This is a genomic window from Cupriavidus sp. SIMBA_020, assembly GCF_046535395.1.
Lineage (GTDB): Bacteria > Pseudomonadota > Gammaproteobacteria > Burkholderiales > Burkholderiaceae > Cupriavidus > Cupriavidus campinensis.
Genome location: NZ_JAWRWU010000017.1, coordinates 1 through 19,751 on the forward strand (window position 1 = coordinate 1; position 19,751 = coordinate 19,751).

At 64.8% G+C, this 19,751-nt stretch carries 19 protein-coding genes; 8 read left to right on the forward strand and 11 right to left on the reverse strand.

Translation table 11 applies throughout. The features are described from left to right. Positions 1-147: 147 nt before the first annotated feature. Genes SB751_RS24795 through SB751_RS24805 form a run of 3 tightly spaced genes read right to left on the reverse strand, consistent with a single transcriptional unit; the run spans position 148 to position 2,586 of the window. A complete protein-coding gene (locus SB751_RS24795; RefSeq protein ID WP_144197533.1) occupies positions 148-996 on the reverse strand; it encodes an SDR family oxidoreductase in 849 nt (282 codons plus the stop codon). Between the two features lie 46 nt (positions 997-1,042). Beyond that, complete coding sequence (locus SB751_RS24800) at positions 1,043-1,804, reverse strand: SDR family NAD(P)-dependent oxidoreductase (RefSeq protein WP_144197534.1); 762 nt, start codon at positions 1,802-1,804, stop codon at positions 1,043-1,045. Positions 1,805-1,845: 41 nt separating this feature from the next. Next, positions 1,846-2,586: an SDR family oxidoreductase gene (locus SB751_RS24805; protein ID WP_144197535.1), complete on the reverse strand. Its 741-nt coding sequence runs from the start codon at positions 2,584-2,586 to the stop codon at positions 1,846-1,848. Between the two features lie 294 nt (positions 2,587-2,880). Here SB751_RS24805 and SB751_RS24810 point away from each other — a divergent pair, with 294 nt between their 5' ends. Further along, positions 2,881-3,774: an AraC family transcriptional regulator gene (locus tag SB751_RS24810; protein WP_144197807.1), complete on the forward strand. Its 894-nt coding sequence runs from the start codon at positions 2,881-2,883 to the stop codon at positions 3,772-3,774. Positions 3,775-3,781: 7 nt separating this feature from the next. On the opposite strand, the gene SB751_RS24815 is transcribed toward SB751_RS24810, so the two are convergent. Genes SB751_RS24815 through SB751_RS24825 form a run of 3 tightly spaced genes read right to left on the reverse strand, consistent with a single transcriptional unit; the run spans position 3,782 to position 5,618 of the window. Then, positions 3,782-4,711, reverse strand: a complete 930-nt coding sequence (locus SB751_RS24815; protein WP_144197536.1) for an NADP-dependent oxidoreductase — start codon at positions 4,709-4,711, stop codon at positions 3,782-3,784. Next, complete coding sequence (locus tag SB751_RS24820; protein ID WP_144197537.1) at positions 4,711-5,139, reverse strand: nuclear transport factor 2 family protein; 429 nt, start codon at positions 5,137-5,139, stop codon at positions 4,711-4,713. The genes SB751_RS24815 and SB751_RS24820 overlap by 1 nt, the downstream gene beginning before the upstream one ends. Positions 5,140-5,168: 29 nt before the next feature. Next, positions 5,169-5,618 carry a DoxX family protein gene (locus tag SB751_RS24825; RefSeq protein WP_144197538.1) on the reverse strand — a complete coding sequence of 150 codons (450 nt, stop codon included), beginning with the start codon at positions 5,616-5,618 and terminating at the stop codon, positions 5,169-5,171. 93 nt (positions 5,619-5,711) lie between these two features. On the opposite strand from SB751_RS24825, the gene SB751_RS24830 reads away from it, so the two are divergent. Both SB751_RS24830 and SB751_RS24835 read left to right on the forward strand, forming a co-directional pair. Then, complete coding sequence (locus SB751_RS24830; RefSeq protein WP_144197539.1) at positions 5,712-6,611, forward strand: LysR family transcriptional regulator; 900 nt, start codon at positions 5,712-5,714, stop codon at positions 6,609-6,611. An 88-nt stretch (positions 6,612-6,699) separates the two neighbouring features. Beyond that, positions 6,700-8,256 (forward strand): M20/M25/M40 family metallo-hydrolase, encoded by a 1,557-nt coding sequence (locus SB751_RS24835; protein ID WP_144197540.1) that lies wholly within the window; start codon positions 6,700-6,702, stop codon positions 8,254-8,256. A gap of 24 nt (positions 8,257-8,280) precedes the next feature. Here the strand turns inward: SB751_RS24835 and SB751_RS24840 are convergent, their stop codons facing one another. Further along, positions 8,281-8,994, reverse strand: a complete 714-nt coding sequence (locus SB751_RS24840; protein ID WP_144197541.1) for a GntR family transcriptional regulator — start codon at positions 8,992-8,994, stop codon at positions 8,281-8,283. Positions 8,995-9,132: 138 nt separating this feature from the next. Here SB751_RS24840 and SB751_RS24845 point away from each other — a divergent pair, with 138 nt between their 5' ends. From SB751_RS24845 to SB751_RS24860, 4 genes are all read left to right on the forward strand, one after another. Continuing rightward, on the forward strand, positions 9,133-9,894 hold the full coding sequence (locus SB751_RS24845; protein WP_244844472.1) for an alpha/beta fold hydrolase: 762 nt from the start codon (positions 9,133-9,135) through the stop codon (positions 9,892-9,894). After that, positions 9,891-11,162 carry an iron-containing alcohol dehydrogenase gene (locus tag SB751_RS24850; RefSeq protein ID WP_410748658.1) on the forward strand — a complete coding sequence of 424 codons (1,272 nt, stop codon included), beginning with the start codon at positions 9,891-9,893 and terminating at the stop codon, positions 11,160-11,162. Before SB751_RS24845 ends, SB751_RS24850 begins: the two co-directional genes overlap by 4 nt. Positions 11,163-11,301: 139 nt before the next feature. Continuing rightward, positions 11,302-12,681: an MFS transporter gene (locus SB751_RS24855; RefSeq protein ID WP_144197544.1), complete on the forward strand. Its 1,380-nt coding sequence runs from the start codon at positions 11,302-11,304 to the stop codon at positions 12,679-12,681. Positions 12,682-12,808: 127 nt separating this feature from the next. After that, positions 12,809-13,615: a sterol desaturase family protein gene (locus SB751_RS24860; RefSeq protein ID WP_144197545.1), complete on the forward strand. Its 807-nt coding sequence runs from the start codon at positions 12,809-12,811 to the stop codon at positions 13,613-13,615. 43 nt (positions 13,616-13,658) lie between these two features. Here the strand turns inward: SB751_RS24860 and SB751_RS24865 are convergent, their stop codons facing one another. Then, entirely contained in the window at positions 13,659-14,195 is a 537-nt protein-coding gene (locus SB751_RS24865; RefSeq protein WP_144197546.1) for a dihydrofolate reductase family protein, read from the reverse strand. Positions 14,196-14,534: 339 nt separating this feature from the next. Between SB751_RS24865 and SB751_RS24870 the strand changes: the two genes are divergently transcribed. Beyond that, complete coding sequence (locus tag SB751_RS24870; protein WP_186296820.1) at positions 14,535-17,324, forward strand: autotransporter outer membrane beta-barrel domain-containing protein; 2,790 nt, start codon at positions 14,535-14,537, stop codon at positions 17,322-17,324. 77 nt (positions 17,325-17,401) lie between these two features. Here SB751_RS24870 and SB751_RS24875 read toward each other — a convergent pair whose 3' ends face one another. From SB751_RS24875 to urtE, 3 genes are read right to left on the reverse strand one after another with little or no spacing between them, the layout of a single operon-like run. Continuing rightward, positions 17,402-17,716: a zinc ribbon domain-containing protein gene (locus tag SB751_RS24875; RefSeq protein ID WP_144197548.1), complete on the reverse strand. Its 315-nt coding sequence runs from the start codon at positions 17,714-17,716 to the stop codon at positions 17,402-17,404. A 37-nt stretch (positions 17,717-17,753) separates the two neighbouring features. Continuing rightward, positions 17,754-18,986: a formamidase gene (gene fmdA / locus SB751_RS24880; protein WP_144197549.1), complete on the reverse strand. Its 1,233-nt coding sequence runs from the start codon at positions 18,984-18,986 to the stop codon at positions 17,754-17,756. A 52-nt stretch (positions 18,987-19,038) separates the two neighbouring features. Continuing rightward, complete coding sequence (gene urtE / locus SB751_RS24885) at positions 19,039-19,728, reverse strand: urea ABC transporter ATP-binding subunit UrtE (protein WP_144197550.1); 690 nt, start codon at positions 19,726-19,728, stop codon at positions 19,039-19,041. Positions 19,729-19,751 lie beyond the last annotated feature (23 nt).

Below are 19,751 nucleotides of genomic sequence, written 5' to 3' on the forward strand. Positions count from 1 at the left end.
ATGGTCCACAAGGCTGCCCAGCGCACCCAGACGCCGCACGCATCCATCGCCCCGGTGCACGCGCCGGTGATCGAGTAACCCGGCCCGGCACCGTTCACGACCCAATCCGTCCCGGTGATCATGCCGGGACGGATACACGCTTCTCAATCAATCCACGAAATCGGTGGCTTCTGACGAGCCCCTCCACGCATCGAGATCCATCGCGACGGCCTTGGCCTTGACGGCGGCAAGGTCGTTGGCGATCCTGCCGGCGAACAGATGCAGCGGTGGCGATTCGACACTGGCGGCCTGGATGATCAGCAGTGCCAGCTTGTCAGGGTCTCCGGCCTGGTGGCCGTGCAGCGTGCCGAGATGCAGGTCGAGCGACGCCTTGGCCTCCGCGTAATCATCGATCTGCCGTTTGGCCACCGCCAGCGCGCCGCTTGACAGAAAATCGGTGCGAACTGGGCCGGGATAGACCACCGTGGCGCGAATGCCGAGTTCGGCAACTTCCGCGGCCAGCGATTCGGTCAGACCCGCCAGCGCGAACTTGCTCGCGACGTAGCTGCCCCAGCCCGCATAGCCGCCCTGGTAACCGACGATCGACGCGATATTGATGATGTGCCCGCTGCGTTGGCCGCGAAGATGCGGCAGCGCATGGCGCAGGACGACCATCGGCGCAAAGAAGTTCACTTCGAAGTTCTGGCGCAGCTCGTCGTCGGACAATGCCTCGACGGTGCCTTGCTGTGCGTAGCCAGCGTTGTTTACAACCACGTCGATGGCGCCAAACGTCTGCACGGCTTTCTCGATGGCCCGCCGGACGCTTTGGTCATCGGTCAGGTCCACTTCCAGGGGAAGGAAACCGTCGGATGCCTGACCGAACACCTTGGTCAGCGATGCTGCGGTGCGCGAGGTTGCGGCCACACGGTGGCCTTGCTCAAGCAGATGCTTGGCGAGCTTCTGGCCCACGCCTTTCGAGGCGCCGGTGATGAACCAGGTACGGGTTGGTGTTTTCATGGTGAAGATTCTCGAGTTGTAGGTTGAAGTTGGACGGGCGACGTCTTCAGGGCAGCGCGACGCTCATGCCGCCGTCGGCCATCACGACGGCACCGACGATGAAGCTGGCCTTTTCCGATGCCAGGAATGCAATCACCTCGGCAATTTCCTTCGGCTGGGCTGCGCGGCGGATGGGCGCCTTCTTGCCGTGTTCGGCCAGGAACGCCTGACCGTCGGCATGGATGTGATTGGTGATGTTGGTGATGACGTCACCGGAGCCCACCGCATTGACGCGGATGCCGTGCTCGATGGCTTCGAGCGACAACGCGCGGGTCAACTGCGCCAGCGCGCCCTTCGAGGCCGCGTAGGCGGCGATGGTCGGGAATGCCTGATAGCACGCGTACGAACCCACATTGACGATGGCGCCGGACTTTGCCGGCACCATCGCGCGCATGGCTTCCCGCGAGAACAGGAACGCGCCCGTGGCGTTGACGGCCTGGATGCTGTTCCAGTCTTCGAGTGACATGTCGACGACGGGCTTGTTGATGATGATCGCGGCGTTGTTGACGAGAATGTCGAGCTTGCCGAACCGGTCGATCGCTGTCGCGACCGCTTGCACGGCGCTTTCCTCGCGTGCTACGTCGGCGACGAGGGGGACGATGCCGGGTCGGGCCAGTGCTTCGACATTGGCGCTGCGTCCAACGGCGATCACGTTTGCCCCCTGGGCATGCAGGAGTTCCGTCGTGGCCAGGCCGATGCCGCTGGCCGCGCCGGTAACGATGGCGACCTTGCCTGCGAAGGCGCCGGTTTCCGAATGGCGTGATGTCATGATGGTTTCCTTGGTCGGGTTGCGGGACAGGTGCCAGGCGTTCAGAACGGGCTGGCGGTGGGCCGTACGATGATCTCGCTGACGTCGACATCGGCCGGCTGCTCCACGGCGTAGGCGATGGCGCGGGCGATGGCATCGGGCGTGATGGCGATGCGGCGGAACGCCTGCATGGCCGAGCGCGCGGTGTCGTCGGAGATCGAGTCGGCCAGTTCGGACTCCACGACGCCCGGGCAGACCACCGTCACGCGGATCTTGTCCGTCTCCTGGCGCAGCCCGTCGGAAATGGCGCGCACGGCAAACTTGGTGGCGCAGTAGACGGCGGCGGTTGGCGACACGGACAGGCCGCCGATCGAGGAGATATTGATGATCTGGCCCTGGCCTTGCTGCTCCATCGTCGGCAGGACGGCAGCGATGCCGTGCAGTACGCCACGGATGTTCACGTCGATCATCCGGTTCCACTCGCTGACCTTCAGCGCGTTCAGCGGCGAAAGCGGCATCACGCCCGCATTGTTGATGAGCACGTCGATGCGACCGAAGGCGTCGAGCGCAAATCGAGCAAATGCCGCGACATCCTCCGCCGAGGTGACGTCGAGTTCACGATAGCGGACGATGCCGCCGGCCTCCTGCAGCGATGCCGTCAGCTCGACGAGCCTGTCGGTGCGGCGTGCGCCAATCACAAGGCGATGGCCCTGCGCGGCGAGCAAACGGGCGGTGCCCTCGCCAATGCCGCTGCTGGCGCCGGTGATCAGGATGACCTTCGATTGGGTGGAAGAGATTGCCATCTTGCTTACTCCTATTGTCGGTTCGGTTTTGGCGGCGCCTGTCCGCGTTTGTTACGGGGACGACGCCGTGCCGGTTGCGGCCTGCAATGAAGCGAAAGGGGTTCGTCGGCCGGTGAATGAATGGTAGGGAAGACGCGCCCGGAGGCGAATACACGGACCGATGCCGTTATTGCCTATTCCTATCGAGTCCCTATCGAGTCGGCTGGCGCGCGCGCCGGGGGGTGACTACAATGGCGTCTATTGCGACAACAGGAGAGCGCGGTGTCGAACGTCCGCAATCCCGCTTCCACCCGGATGGTCCGTCTGCTGGAGAGACTGGCGCCCAACGAGGGTTACACCCAGTCGGCGCTCGACAGCGTGCGGCTGATGCGTTCGGATCGTCCGCTCGGGCGCACGCCGGTGCTGTACGAGCCGAGCATCGTGATTGTTTGCCAGGGGCGCAAGCTCGGCTTCCTGGGCAATGAGGTCTATGTCTACGACGCGCAGCATTACCTCGTGCTGTCCGTCCCGCTGCCGTTCTCGACGGAAACCCAGGCCTCGCCGGAGGAACCCATGCTTGCGGTGTCCATCCGTCTGGACCTGATCGAACTGAGCGAGCTGATGACGCAGATCGGTGCCGCCGGGCATCATCCCGAAGCGCCGCCGACCGGCATCGTTTCCACACGGCTGGAGGGAGACCTTGCCGGCGCCACGATACGGCTGCTGGAAGCATTGACGGTGCCGCTCGATGCGCAGGTACTGGGGCCAGGTATCGTGCGAGAGATCTGCTATCGGGTGCTCACAGGCGAGCAGGGCGGGGCGATGCGTGCCGCGCTGGCGCATCACGGCCGGTTCGGGCGCGTGGCGCGGGCACTCAAGCGGATTCACACCGAATTTGCGACGCCGCTCAACGTCGCGCGTCTTGCCGAGGAAGCCGGCATGAGCGTGCCGGCGTTTCACGCCAACTTTCGCACCGTGACGCAGACATCGCCGATCCAGTACATCAAGTCGACCCGCCTGCATCAGGCGCGCCTGATGATGATCCGCGACGGCGTGACCGCGGCGGCGGCAGCGGGGCGCGTCGGCTACGAAAGCGCGTCCCAATTCAGCCGGGAGTTCAAGCGCCTGTTTGGCCGCACGCCGGTCGAGGAGGTGCGTGACATGCGCGAATCATTCACGCTCTCGCCGGCGGTCCGCTTCGGTACCTAGGCGCTCGCTAGGCGGTCACGTCCAGAACCACCTTCCCCCGCACGTGGCCGCCCATGCTCCTTGCCAGGGCACGGCTTGCCTCCTGGAGAGGAAAGACCGAATCGACATGGGTGCGCACCTCGCCGGAGGCATGGAGCGCGGCCAGCGCGGCAAGCATCGGGCCATCGGCACGGGTGGCGAAATGCCTGCCGGTTACCTGTGCCGGGTTGCCGGCGCGCGCGGCATCCGGCTTGCTGACGGTGGAAACCAGCGTGCCGCCGCGCTTCAGCACCGACCACGACCTTGCCTGCGTTGTGCCGCCGACGAGGTCGAGCACCAGATCGACCTGGGAGACTTGCTCCGCAAAATCCTGTGCGCGGTAGTCGATGAACGCTGCCGCACCGAGGCTTTGCAGGTACTCGCGATTGCCTGCCGAAGCGGTGCCGATGACATGCGCGCCGGCCAGTTTCGCCAGTTGCACTGCCGCGCTCCCCACGCCGCCCGCCGCGGCATGGATCAGGACCGTTTGACCGGCCTGCAACGCACCGTGTTCGTGCAGCGCCTGCCAGGCCGTCAGCGTCGCAGCGGGCATCGCGGCCGCCTCGGCGAAGCTCAGCCGCGCCGGCTTGCGCGCCAGCCGGCTGGCATCCACCACAATCCGGGAGGCATAGGCGCCGACGATGCCGATGAATCCCATGACCTCATCCCCCGGTGCCAGCGTGGTGACGTGGCGCCCGACTGCGACGACGGTGCCGGCGGCATCCACGCCGGGCGTGAAAGGCAAGGGCAGCGGGATGAACGCCTTCATGGCGCCACTGACGATTTTCCAGTCGATCGGATTCACGCCGGCAGCGGCAACATCGATCAGGACTTCGTTATCGCCGGGAACGGGATCGTCCAGTTCGGCCAGGGCCATGGCGTCCGGGCTGCCATAGGCGGCAACTTGTATGGCTTTCATCAGATGCTCCTCGAAGGGACGCCCACGATCGGGGCGTCAAGGGCCAACGCGGCCTGTACCGGATCGAAATACTCCCGCAAATGGGCGATCCGTCCGTCGCGCGCGGTCAGGAATACGACGTACTCTTGCCGGTAGGTCCGCCCGGTTGCGGAGATCAGCCCTTCGGCCCGCACCCGGGCGATGGCATGCTGGGGGTCGTCGGTGGCGGTGACCACCGTATCGAAGAAGCGGAAATCCTTGACCGCGCCCACGAACCAGCCCACATGCCGCAGCACGGACTCGCGGCCGTCAAGTTGCAGCGGATGGCCAAGGCTCGGTGCATAGGGCAGATCCCACACGATGTCGTCGGCAATCAATCCCTGCCATTGCTGCGGGTCGTCAACCAGCCACTGGAGGTGTTGCTGCAAAAGCGCTGTTGCGATGGTCATGATGCGTTTCCCCTTGTTGGTGCCGGATATTAGGCAATGACCCGCTCGGCCAGCGCACGACGGTTGTCCAGGCTGAAGGCGCCAGCGCCGAAGGCGACCACCTGCAGCAGGCCCCCGGCCATGGCCAGGTTCTTCAGGAAATGGAACATCTGGTTCTGGTCTGCCAGCGCGTGGTGGAAGATCAGCGCGGTCACCACGGCGTAGGCCGCCAGCAGCAGGGCGACCAGGCGCGTCTTGTAGCCGAGCACCAGCAGCGCGGCGCCTGCCAGTTCCAGTACCAATGCGCCGATCAGGCCGAGCGCCGGTGCCGGGAGGCCCAGCGAGCCGATATAGGCCATCGTCGCCCCGGGGGCCATCAGCTTGCCGAAGCCGCTGATGAGGAAGATGGCAGCGATGAGAGTGCGGCCAATGGCCGGGACGGCCGAGCGGGCATTGAGGAGGTCGAGGTTGGCGTTCAGGTTCGAGTTCATGTTGTTCATCCTTTTCAGAGAGTGGATGTCCGAAGATTAGAGACTTGACACCTATCCAGGAAGCCTATATTTCTAGATGAAATCCATCTATCTGGTAGATACATGCTCGACGCCGTCTCGTTGGACCAGCTCCGCACGTTTATCGCCGCCGCTGACGAAGGAAGCTTTTCCGCTGCGGGCCGCAAACTCAGGCGCGCGCAGTCGGTCGTCAGCCATACGCTGGCCAATCTGGAAGGGCAGATTGGCGTCCAGCTCTTCGATCGCAGCGGCCGCTACCCCCGGCTGACCGAGGAAGGGACTGCGCTGCTGGCGCAGGCTCGCCAGGTGGTGAGCGGCATGGACGGATTCAAATCGAAAGCGCGCGCGATTGCCGATGGACTGGAGCCCGAGTTGTCGGTCGTCGTGGACGTCATGTATCCCATGGCGTCGTTGACCGATGCCGTCGGCGCATTCCGGCAGGCATTTCCCCACACACCGCTGCGGCTCTACGTCGAGGCTCTTGGCGCCGTCATGCAGCCTGTACTGGGACAGGCGTGCCGGCTTGGTATCAGCGGCTCCATGCCGGCGGTTCCGGAGTTGTTGGAGGCGGAGAAGCTGTTGGACGTACCCATGGTCACGGTTGCTGCCCCGTCACACCCATTGGCGTCCTGCAAGGGACTCATCCGGCCGCGCGATTTGAAGGACCAAGTGCAGTTGGTACTTACCGATCGCACCACGCTGACCGAAGGCACGACGTTCGGCGTCTTCTCGCCGCAAATCTGGCGGCTTGCCGATCTGGGCGCCAAGCATGCGTTCTTGCGCGCCGGGTTCGGCTGGGGCCATATGCCGATGGCCATGGTTCAGGCTGACCTGGATGCCGGCACCCTCGTGAGGTTGCGCATCGAGGCCTTCCAACCCCGTACCCCGCCGATTGCCATGTTCGCGGTGTACCGGAAAGACACGCCGCCAGGCCCGGCAGGTCGATGGTTTCTCAAACGCCTGAAGGGCGCACGGGACGCTTGACCGTCCGGATGCGGGCGTAGAATGCACCGCCAGCCGCCGCTGGCACGGCACCAGTGACACGCTCCTCGAACAAGACCAAAAGGACAAGATGAGAAACGCCTTCGCCCCCTGCCTGACCCTCTGCGCGGCTGCTATTGGCATATCCGGCCTATCCAGCCTATTCAGCCCCGTGGCACACGCGGCAACCCTGGCACCCGAAGCCGCCCAGCAGCAGGCGCAAGCGAGCTACCGCGAGTATCTGGATCTGCTCAGCATCCCCAATGATTCGGTGGCGCCCGAAGATATCCGGCGCAATGTGGCCTGGCTCGAGCAGGCATTCCGCAAGCGTGGATTCACGACCCAGCCGCTGGACAACGACGGCAAGCCGATGTTGTTCGCCGAGTATCCGGGCAAGCAGGCGTCGCGCAAGACCGTCCTGTTCTATATGCACCTGGATGGCCAGCCGGTCATCCCCTCCCAATGGGCGCAGAAGAGTCCGTGGACGCCTGTGCTGAAGAAGAAGGGCGCCAAGGGCGATTGGGAGGAGATCGACATGGCCAACCTGTTCTCGGGGGCGGTGGACCCGGAGTGGCGGGTCTTCGGTCGTTCCTCGTCGGACGACAAGGGGCCGATCATGATGCTGCTGGCGGCCATCGATGCGATGAAGGCGGCAGGCACCCAACCCGCGGTCAATATCAAGGTGATCCTGGACAGCGAGGAGGAGAAGGGCTCGCCCTCCATCGGCAAGGTGATGCAGGCCCATCGCGACCTGCTGGCCTGCGACGGCATGATCATCCACGACGGCCCCATGCATGCCACCAATCGCCCCACACTTATCTTCGGCAACCGCGGCGCGGCGAAGGCAAAGATCACCGTGTTCGGCCCGAAGGCGCCGTTGCACAGCGGCCACTACGGCAACTACGTGCCGAACCCGGCGCTCCGGCTCGCGAGCCTGCTAGGCTCGATGAAGGACGATAGCGGTCGCGTCACCATTCCGGGCTACTACGCCAAGGTTCGTCTCGGCGATGCCGAGCGCAGGATCATGGCCGCCGTGCCTGACGACGAGAAAGCGCTGAAGGCCCGGATTGGCATCGCGCAAGCGGAGAAAGTCGGCGCCAATTATCAGGAGGCGCTGCAATATCCGTCGCTGAATGTGCGTGGCATGGCCGCCGCCGCAGTCGGTGACAAGGTCGCCAATATCGTTCCGGACAAGGCCGAGGCCGAACTCGATCTGCGCACCACGCCGGACTCCGATGCCGCGTACCTCGGCAAGCTGATCGAGCAGTACATCGCCAAGCAGGGCTACCACCTTGTGAAAGGCACGCCGACCGACGAGGAACGCGCGCGCTACGACAAGCTGGCAAGCTTCTCCTACCAGAGCGAAGGGGCGAATGCAGCGGGTTCGCCGATGGACTCCCCGGTCGCGAAATGGGCGTACCAGGGCGTCACCGGCACCTTTGGCACGAGCCCGGAGCCCGTCCGTATCCGCATGATGGGCGGCACCGTGCCGACGGCGGAAATCGTGGATGTACTGAACGTGCCGTTCGTGATCATCCCGCTCGTCAATGCCGACAACAACCAGCATGCCGCGAACGAGAACCTTCGGCTTGGAAACTATGTCAATGGCGTGCGCACGCTGTACGGGCTGATGACTGCGCCGTTCTGAGTATCAGGCTTTCGCTACGGGGGGCTAGCGATAGTCCCCCAGCACCGTCGCGCGCGTAAATTCCTCGATATTGTCCAGCAGCGCATCGAGCGCTTCGCCGGCGCCATCGACATCGCCGCGCGCAATCGCCGAGGCCACCGTGGCGTGCAGCTTCGACATCGTTGGCAGGTCCGCCGCCTCCTTGTAGTGGAGATACCAGAAGCGGCGCGACAGCCCGTGCATCAGCCGCATCGACCCCTCGGCAAACTCGTTGCGGGCGGCAACCAGACACAGTTCATTGAATTCCCGGTCCGCGCGCACGAAGGCCACGTCGTCGCCACTGCGCGATGACTGCTCGAATTCCTTCGCCAGGCGCTTGAAGTGATCGCGCTGCTCCGCCGTGGCGCGGCGTGCGGCGCAGCGGCAGATCAGTCGCTCCACCTCGCGGCGGGTCTCCAGCAGGCGAAGCTGCTTGGCTACGTCGATCGGCGCGATCAGCAGGCCGCGCTGCGGCAGCACCATGATCAGATGCTCGCGCGCCAGCCGCTGGATCGCCTCCCGGATTGGCGTACGGCCGATTCCCGTCATTTCGCTGAGCTGCAATTCCGACACGGAACTACCCGGCGCCAGCTTCAACGTCACGATGGCTTCTTCTACCTGCTCGTATGCCAGGTCGGTCAGCTTGCCGCGCTGGCCTGGAGCCTCTTCAGGCTCTTGTACTGGCGCAGAACGGGCGCGCGTGGCGGGTTTTGAGGTCATGGGCCGGGATCTGGGTGCACGGAAAACCCATTGTATATGAGCCGTACGCAACTCCTGTACAGGCTGGATTTCGCCCTTGCTTCCCGTCGGATTTCTGCTACTATCCTTCTAATATATTAGATGTGTACCGGAGGAGACGTGACGGACGACGATGTCATAGCCGTGGGGGGCGGGCCAATCACCGTGGTGGCCGTCCATGGCATCCAGGGCACACGGGGTGCCTGGCTGCCGCTGGCACGGCAGTTGGCCGACCGATGCACCTTCATCCTGCCAAATCTGCCCGGGCGTGGCCTCGCGAAGGCGCCCGCCAGTGAGGACGACTGCACGCTGGATGCCTACGCACGTGAGCTGGGCCGGACGATTACCCGGCATGTCGATGGGCCGTTCGTGCTGGCCGGGTGGAGCATGGGGGTATCCGTGGCGTTGGCCTATCTGTCACAGGTCCGCACGACGGCCGCGTGGCCGCTCCCCGCCGAGTTGCTGCTGGTCTCGGGCACGCCGTACCTCGACGCGGTGGCCTGGTTCCCGCCGTCGTCACCCGATGCGCTGCTGGAAGCGATCGCGACACGCGAACAACGGCTCGGGCTGCGTGAGGCCGCCGACCATCGCACCGTGGCGTGGACCTGGAACGCGATCCGGCGGACGGACCAACGCGGCGAGCTGGCCCATATCACGACTCCGGCACGGGTCATCCACGGCAGCGAGGATGCCGACTGCCCGCTGACGCACGGCGCGATGCTGGCCGATGGGGTTCCGCGCGCCGAATTCCACGTCCTGCAGGGCGCCGGCCACAGCGTGCTGACCGAGCGGACCGAGGACATCGCCGTGTATCTGCGCAAGCATTGGCCAGCGCCAGCCGCAGCGCACGGCACCAGAACATACCCACGGGAGACAGCATGAGAATGGAGGACCTGATCTATTTCTGCGCGCCGGCGCGCCTGATCGTGGGCGCAGGCACCCGCGCGCAGCTGCCTGCGCTGCTGCAGCGGCTGGGCTATCGTCACGGCCTGCTGGTCACGGATACGTTCTTCACCTCCGCCACGCCATGGGTCGATGAACTCGTCGCTGCCGCACGCGCACACGGCGTGGCACTGATGGTCTATGACGGCGGCATGCCGGATCCCACGACCACGCTCTGCGACACCGCCACGGCAGCCATCCGGGCGCAGTGCAACGGCGAGCCGCTCGATCACGTCATCGCCCTCGGCGGCGGCAGCAATATCGATCTGGCCAAGGCCCTTTGCCTGAGCCTGCCGGGCGGCAAGCCGGTGCGGGAGTTCATCGGCATGATCGACAGCGCCACGCCCATCCTGCCGATGATTGCGCTGCCCACTACCGCAGGCACGGGCTCCGAGGCCACGCCCGGGGCGATCCTGGTCGATCCGGAGAGCGCCACCAAGGTGGCCGTCATGGACAACCGCCTGCGGCCCGCCGTGGCATTGATCGACCCCGAGTTCACCTACACCTGCCCGCCACGGGTGACGGCCGACGCGGGCATCGATGCGTTGACCCACGCCATCGAGTCATACCTGACGCTAGACGCCGCCCGTTTCGACCGGGGCGGGGACCCTGACCCCGGTTATAGCGGCCGCAATGCCCTGACCATGCTGTTCGCGCATGAATCGATCCGGCTGTGCAGCCAGTATCTGTTGCGCAGCTACCAACGCGGCGAGGACACCGAAGCGCGCATCGGCATGAGCCATGCAAGCCTCTATGCCGCGCTGTCGTATGGCAGCGCCGGACTGAACGCGGTGCATGGCATCGCCTATGCCGTGGCGGGGCTGACGCATCGCTCGCACGGCACGACCAATGCGGTGATGCTGCCTTACGTACTCGATGCCCTGCGCGATGTGCGTGCCGGCGAGATGCTTGCCGTGGCCCGGCTGTTCGGGATCGAGGACCCCGATCCCCATGTGGCCGTGGCGCGCCTGCCCGTCCTGGTGCGCGATCTGGTCCGTGACCTGGGCATTCCCACCACACTGCAGCAGTGCGGCATCGCGCAAGATGACCTGGAGACGCTGGTGAAGGATGCCCTTGGTGTGACGCGCCTCGCCAAGGCGTTTCCCGTGCCGGACGTACCGGTGCGCTATGCCGCCATCGTCCGGCATGCCTGGCACGGCGATCTCTCCGCCGAAGCCCCGTCCATGGCGCCGCGCCGCGCCGCGTAGCACCGCATTTCCGCTGGACCAAACGATGCCGCTTCGCACGGCATGCCGTAAACCATAACTTGAACATCAGCGATGTCCAACTAATATATTACGAAAGCGCGCCGCCAGAGAGCGCGACTCACCTACACAGGAGACAACCATGGATATGTCAGCAGGCGCCCTCAGGCTGGAGGCCGGCGTAGCGGCGCGGCTGGAACGATTGCCGATGACGGGCTACCAGCGCTCGTTGTTCGGCATCATCGCCACCGCGTGGTTTTTTGATTCGATGGACCTCGGCCTCATGACGTTCGTGCTCGGTTCGATCAAGGCCGAGTTCGGCCTGACCGCCGCGCAGGCCGGCATGCTCGCCAGCTCGAGCTTCCTGGGCATGTTCCTGGGCGCCGCCATCGCCGGGCTGCTGGCAGATCGCTTCGGCCGCAAGCCCGTGTTCCAGGTCAGCATGATCTTCTGGGGCGTGGGCAGCCTGATGTGCGGGCTGGCGGACAACGTCACGACGCTGATGATCTATCGCGTGCTGCTTGGCTTCGGCATGGGGATGGAGTTTCCGATCGGTCTGTCGATGGTGTCCGAGATCGTGCCGGCCAAGAGCCGCGGCAAGTACGTGGCCATCCTGGAAGGGTTCTGGCCGATCGGCTTCATCGCCGCCGGCGCGCTGACGTATTTCCTGCTGCCGATGATCGGCTGGCGCGGCATCTTCATCGCACTGGCCGTGCCAGCCGTATTTGTGTTCGTGGTGCGCCGGATGGTGCCCGAATCCCCGCGCTGGCTCGAGGATGTGGGACGCAGGCGCGAAGCCGACGCCGTGATGGCTGGCATCGAGCAGCGTGTGGAACGCGCCTGGGGCCGCGCCTTGCCCCCGGTCGCCACGACCTACGGGAGTGCGCAGCCGGCCAGCCGGAAGGCGCGCTTCATGGAACTCTGGTCTGGCCCCTATGCGCGCCGCACGATCATGCTCTGGTCGGTCTGGTTCTTCGCGCTGCTCGGCTATTACGGCCTGACCACCTGGCTCGGGGCGCTGCTCCAGCAGGCCGGCTATGCGGTGACCAAGTCCGTGCTCTACACGGTCTACATCTCGCTGGCGGGCATTCCCGGGTTCATGTTCTCGGCATGGCTGCTCGAGAAATGGGGCCGCAAGCCAACCTGCGCGCTGATGCTGCTCGGTAGCGCCGTCGCCGCGTATGCGTACGGCCAGGCGGCGGTGCACAAGGTGCCGGTGGAGCAGTTGATCGCCGCCGGGCTGTGCATGCAGTTCTTCCTGTTCGGCATGTGGTCGGTGCTCTACGCCTACACCCCGGAACTCTATCCCACGCGCTCTCGCGCCACCGGCTCCGGCTTTGCCTCGTCGATCGGCCGCATCGGTTCGCTGGCGGGCCCCTATCTGGTTGGCGTGCTGCTGCCGGTGACCGGGCAGGGCGGAGTGTTCACGCTGGGGGCGATGTCCTTCGCCGTGGCAGCCGCGATGGTGCTGATGCTGGGCGTGGAAACACGCGGCAGGGCGCTGGAGGAAGTCTCCCAATAACGATTCGCCGCGCGGCCAGCGTGCCGCGCCTGACAGGGCCCCTGTGCGACAGGGGCATTTTTTGGATCCTCGCACTTTTATATTCAACTAATATGTTAGTGCGACGGACTTTGCCGGAGATGCAATCATGATGACTGAACGCCAACGCCAGTTCAGGGAGCAATACAAGGCCGATATCAGCCCGCTTTATAACGGGCTGCTGCACATCACCGTGATCTACGGCGTGGGCATCGCCGCGCTGTACTGGGCGATCCAGCGCCTGCACAACGTCACGTGGGAATGGGCCCTGATACTGCCGGTGTTCCTGGCCGGCAACTTCGTCGAATGGTTCATGCACCGCTACATCATGCACCGCCGGATCGACGTGTTCGCGCTGCGCGCCATCTATGAGCGCCATACGCGCCAGCATCACCAGTATTTCACCGACCAGGAACCCACTATCGACACCACGCGCGAATTCCGCATCGTGTTCTTCCCGTGGCGCGTGCTGGCGACGCTGGGTGTGGGCGGCGGCGGGCTGGGCTATGTGGCGTCCCTGATCTTCAACGCCAACGCCGGCTACTTCGTGTTCATCACGATGGTGGCGCAGTACCTGGTCTACGAGACCTTCCATTACTGCTGCCACGTGCACGACAACTGGTTCGTGCGCAACATGCCGTTCGTCAACACCATCCGGCGCCATCACACCGCCCATCACAACATGGGCATCATGATGAAGTACAACATGAACCTGACGTTCCCGATCGCGGACTACATCATGGGCACCTCGGACCTGCGCCGCGGCCTGATCGGGCACCTGTTCAACGGCTACAGCGAAGCGTACGTCAAGGAAGAACTGAAGCCGGTGATCCAGAAGTTCCGCACCGACCATTCGCGGGTGACGCTCGACGGCCCGCTGCTGGACGACGAGGAGCGTCGCGCGATGGCTGCGTGACGCGATGATGGTGCGATTGGAGCCGGTGGCCCGCGCCTGGTAATCAGCGCAATACGCGATAGGTCGACTGTACCAGGCCGGACGGGAAGTACCGGCTTGATTCGAGCGCCAGACTCACGTCGTGCGGCAGGGCGCCGAACAGCGGTCTGCCGGCCCCGATCAGCACCGGCACCGTGGTGACCACCATGTCAGCGATCAATCCGTCACGCAGAAACGACTGGACCACCTGGCCGCCATCGACATATACGCGGCGCGCGCCTTCGCTCGCAAGTTGCGCCATCACGTCCGTGGGCGTGCAATCCGAGAAGCGCACCTTCCCCTGCAACGCTTCTGGCACCGGCGTGCCGGCCAACTGGCGGGATAGCACCAGCACCGGCCTGTCGTAAGCCCATTCCCCCATGCCGAGAACCTTTTCATAGGTGCCGCGGCCCATCACGATCGCGTCCTTGTCGGCGATGAAGCCATGGTAGCCATGGTCTTCGGCGGGGTCGTCCCGTTCCAGAAGCCAACCGATATCGCCATCGGGCCGGGCGATGAAGCCATCAAGGCTGGTGGCAATAAATACGTGTCCTGTCGTCATCAATCTCTCAACTGTCTTATCAAGTATCGATGCGCCGGAAACCTGTCCGCATCTCGACCACCCGCTGAAACACTTGGATCGTCACCTCTAATACGTTTTTTACCCTGCTAGCAACGGGGGATTTGAAGGCGTCGCACCTTCACGACAGCGCGTTATCAGTAGCGCTTACATAACTTTTAAGCCGTGATTTAAGATTGCCCCGCATCACTTTGTGTCAATAACAATACATTAGAACGGGGCAGTTCAATGATGACCCATTTTTGTCGTGGAATCCGGCAGGGCGGCGTGCGCGTGCCGCAAGCGTCCTCTATCACTCTGGCTGTCGCGCTGCTGTTTCCGATGGCTGCGTCGGCCGGCGAATATTTTGCTTCCAGTCTCGCCGAGCTGCAGTCGGCCATTGCGGCCGCCAATGCGGACGGCGATGCCACTGCCACCATTCGCCTGAGCGCTGACGTGACAATGCCAGGGGGCGCCTGGTCAATCGGCACGCCTACCAAGCCTATCACCCTCGATACCAATGGTTTTGTGCTGACGAAGACCGGCGCGCTGGGGAACTATGCGACATCCGCGGCGGGACCGCTGACGTTGAACGGCACCTATACGGTTGCCCCGGACACGGCGGGCGGCACGGCCATGCTGATCAGCGGCGGCGGCCAGGCCATCGTCAATGGCACCGTGACCGGCGGCAACACGACGGTGGCGGGCAGCGAGAGCGGGGCAGCCATCTCGGTACTGCCCAACGCATCCGTCGTCAACAACGGTTCGGTCAAGGGCGGCAGCGGAACGAACTCGGCCAACGGTACGGCAGGCGTATCGCTCTCGACCAATGCCAGATTGGTCAACGCGGCCACTGGCACCATCACAGGGGGCGATGCCTCGGGTGGCCTGGCCGGCACCGCCGTGAACCTCACTGCGACCGTCACGGGCGGCGTGGTCAACGCGGGCATTATTCGCGGGGGCGCCGACCTGAGTGGTGGCGGGGCCGGTGGCGTCGGCATACGCGTGGCGGCGGGTACGCCTACCGTCACTAACACGGGGCTGATCGAAGCCGGTGCGGGCGCGGCGGCTATCGTCGTCAATAGCACCACCGGAACGCTGACGGTCGTCAACGCGGGCACCATCCGCGCCGGTACCGGTTACGCGAATGCCATTGAATATGCCTCGGGCGGCACGGGCCGGGCTGTGCTCGAACTGCAGGCCGGCTCCAACATCGTCGGCAACGTCGTTGCGAACGCCACGGTGGCCAATGACACCTTCCGCCTCGGCGGCACTACTGACAGCGTGTTCGATGTCTCGACCATTGGCGACACCGCGCAGTACCGTTACTTCGACAACTTCACGAAGACCGGCACCAGCACCTGGGCGCTGACGGGCACCGGCACAGTCACCGCGCCGTGGACCGTGGACCAGGGGACGCTGCAGATCGGCAATGGCGGCACCAGCGGCAGCCTGGCCGGCAATGTCGTGGTCAACAGCGGCGCCACGCTGGCGTTCAATCGCTCGGATAGCTATACGTACGGCGGCATCGTCTCGGGCGCCGGCGGGGTGGCGCAGAACGGCACCGGCACCACGGTGCTGACCGGCGCAAACACCTATACGGGCGCCACCGCCATCAACCTCGGCACGCTGGCCATCGATGGCTCGATCACAAGCCCGGTGACGGTAGCCACGGCCGGTACGCTGTCGGGCACCGGCACGATCTTCGGCAATGTCACGAACAGCGGCACGGTGACCCCCGGTGGCACGGGCGTGCTGACCATCGCCGGCAACTACCTCGGCAACGACGGCACCGTGCGCGTGAACACCGTGTTCGGCGGCGATGCTTCGGCCACCGGGCGCCTTGTGGTGACCGGCGATACCTCGGGCACTAGCCAGATCCGGGCGGTAAACGTCGGTGGAGCCGGCGCCGCCACGGTCGACGGGATCAAGATCATCGACGTGCAGGGCGCATCGAATGCCACCTTCACGCTGGCCGGCGACTACACGTTCCAGGGCCAGCAGGCCGTGGTGGCCGGCCCGTACGCGTACCGGCTCTACAAGAACGGCGTGTCCACGCCGACCGATGGCGACTGGTACCTGCGTTCCACGCTGGCCGAAACGCCTGCCGGCAGCACCTCGGCCACGGCTGCCACGCCGCTGCTGGCACCGACCGTACCGCTGTACGAGGCCTATTCCAGCGTGCTGCAGCGCTTCAACGAGCTGGGCACGCTCCAGCAGCGCGTTGGCAATCGCTCATGGTCCCCCAACGCCGCCGTGCAGGCCGAGCAGGATGCGGGCAAGCCGATCATCGGCCGTGGGGCGTGGGCGCGCGTGGAAGGCTCGAACACCCATATCGATCCGTCCACCAGCACCACCAGCGCCAGCTACAACGTGCGCATGTGGAAGTTCGAGGGCGGCGTGGATGCACCGGTCGTCGAGAATCAGGCCGGCACGCTGGTGGTGGGCCCGACCTTCCACTACGGCATTGCCAATTCCAACGTCTCGTCGATGTTCGGCAACGGCGCGATCGATGCCACCGGCTACGGCTTTGGCGGCACGGCAACGTGGTATGGCAATAATGGATCGTATGTCGATGCCCGCGCGACCGTGACCTGGTACGACACCGATATCCGCTCGTCGACGCTGTCGACCAAGCTGGCCAACGGCAACCGCGGCAGCGGCGTGGCCACCAGCGTGGAAGCCGGCCACCAGCTTGCGCTGGGCGGCAACTGGTCGATCACGCCGCAGGCCCAGCTTGCGTGGTCGCAGGTTCGCTTCGATGCGTTCACGGACCAGTACGGGACCAATGTGTCACGTGACAACGGCAACAGCCTGGTTTCGCGCCTGGGCGTATCGCTGGATCACGAGACCAAGTGGACGGCCGGCAACGGCAAGACCCGCCGCTCGCACGTGTACGGTATCACCAACCTGTACTACGACTTCCTGCACGGCACGTCGGCGCGTGTGTCGGATATCAGCTTGATCAGCAAGGAGCAGGCGCTGTGGGCCGGGCTTGGCGTGGGTGCCTCGCTGAACTGGGATGATGATCGCTACAGCGTCTATGGCGAACTGCTGGCGCGCACCAGCTTGCAGGACTTTGGCGACAGCAATGCGATTGGCGCCAAGCTTGGCGTCCGCTACCGCTGGTAAGGCGGCATCGCTGAGCCGGAGCTGTCCCGCGCCCCAGTGGCGCGGGACAGCGAATCATCGTTGTGTTCCCTGCCTGCTCAGTGCGAGATCATCCAGGGCCTGCCGCTGGTGCTCCGGGCTACGTCGGGCCGTCCCGCAAGCTTCGGCTTTGCGCAGCACCCGCAGCCGGGGCCATGTCTCGATGATTCCTTCGGCGCAGCCGCGCTGCGTTCGTTGACCGCATGCGCGGCTCGCGCCGACGCCGCCATGCTGGCGAGCGCGGGCGCGGCCACGAGTGCCCGTTCCGCGCCCATGCCGCAGCCGGGGCACATGGCAGGCGCATCGCGCCGCGCCATTGGCCGGATCAATGCAAACTCGCCGCAGTCCTTGCACCGGTAGTCATAGGTAGGCATCGCCGCTCCGCTGGGTGGATTGCAACATGGTGCCGGCCTAGATCACGTCCGGCGACAGCGGCAGGTCCACGTCGCCCGTGATCATCCGCGTTGGCCCGCTGGCGCTGGGACGGATGTCGAAGTCGAAGATCTGGGTGGGCAACCACAGCGTGGCGCAGGCATTGGGAATGTCCACCACGCCGCTGATATGCCCCTGCACCGGGGCGGTTCCCAGGATGGAATACGCCTGCGCCCGCGAGTAGCCGAACTTGGTCATGTATTCGATCGCGTTCAGGCACGCCTGCCGGTAGGCAACCTGCACGTCCAGGTAGTGCTGCTTGCCCGCTTCGTCGACGGAAATCCCTTCGAAGATCAGGTAGTCGTTGTAGTTCGGCGTGATGGGGCTCGGCTTGAAGATCGGATTGCGGATGCCGTACTTGGCCATGCCGCCCTTGATCAGCGACACGCGCATATGTACCCAGCCCGCCATCTCGATCGCGCCGCAGAACGTGATTTCGCCATCGCCCTGCGAGAAATGCAAGTCGCCCACGGAAAGTCCGGCGCCATCCACATACACCGGGAAATACACCTTGGCGCCGCGTGACAGGTCCTTGATGTCGCAGTTGCCGCCATGCTCGCGCGGCGGCACCGTGCGGGCGCCCGTGGCGGCGGCCTGGTCGCGCGCATCGCCCTGCAGCTTGCCCATGTGCGCCGTGGCGGCGAAGGGGGGATTCGCCAGCGGAGGCACGCGGTCCGGTTGGGTGGCGATGAAGTCCATCTCCCGCTTGTTCCACGTCTCGAGCATGGCCTGGTCCGGCAGGCAGCCTATCAGCCCGGGATGGATCAGTCCGGCGAAGTTCACGCCGGGAATATGCCGCGACGAGGTGTACAGGCCGTGGAAATCCCAGATCGACTTCTGCGCCTGCGGAAAATGATCGGTCAGGAAGCCGCCGCCGTTCTGCTTCGAAAAGAAGCCGTTGAAGCCCCACTGGCTGTCAGGCTTCGCGCCAATGTCGAGCAGATCCACCACGAGGAGGTCGCCCGGCTCTGCGCCTTCCACGCCCACCGGGCCGGTCAGGAAGTGGACGATGGAGAGGTCGATGTCACGCACATCGTCGGCCGAGTCGTTGTTCTTGATGAAACCGCCGGTCCAGTCGTAGGTCTCCAGGATGAAGTCCTCGCCGGGCTTGACCCAGCAGGCCATCGGGATATCCGGATGCCAGCGGTTGTGGACGTTGGGGTTCTCGTACGGCGATTCGGCCAGATCGACCTTGATCAGGGTATCCGTCATGACGTTTGCCTCCTGGTGGCGGTGAAGATGTGGTGAAGATGTGGGGTTGCGTTTAAACCGACAGCAGTTGCCGGATGTGCGCCACATCGGTGCTGTGGCGCTGGGTCTCGTGCACGAAGCGGCCGCCTTCGATGACAAGCAGCCGGTCGGCCACGTCCATGGCGAAGCTCAGCACCTGTTCGGAGAAAACGATGGTGATGTCGCGCGTGCGCCGGATCTCGTTCAGCGCGCGCGCAATGTCCTTGATGATCGATGGCTGAATGCCCTCGGTGGGCTCATCCAGCAGCAGCACCTTCGGGTTGCTGACCAGCGCGCGGGCGATGGCCAGTTGCTGTTGCTGGCCGCCGGAGAGGTTGCCGCCCTTGCGGCGCCGCATGTCGAACAGCACCGGGAACATCGCGAAGATCTCGTCTGGAATGCGCCGCATGCGGCTTTGCTCCATGCCGGTGAGGATGTTCTCCTCCACCGTCAGGTGCGAGAAGATCATGCGGCCCTGCGGCACATAGCCCAGGCCGGCGCGCACGCGGCGATAGCTCTCGTCGTGCGCCACGTCGCGCCCATCCACGGTAACCTGGCCCGAGCGCACCGGCAGCATGCCGATCATCGCCTTGAACAGCGTGGTCTTGCCCATGCCGTTGCGGCCCATGATCGCCACGGTCTCGCCTTGCGCTGCGGAGAAAGAGACGCCGTGCAGCGCCTCGCTCTGGCCATAGTTCACCACCACGTTGTCCACGGAAAGCATGCGGGATTCTCCTTTGGCGAGTT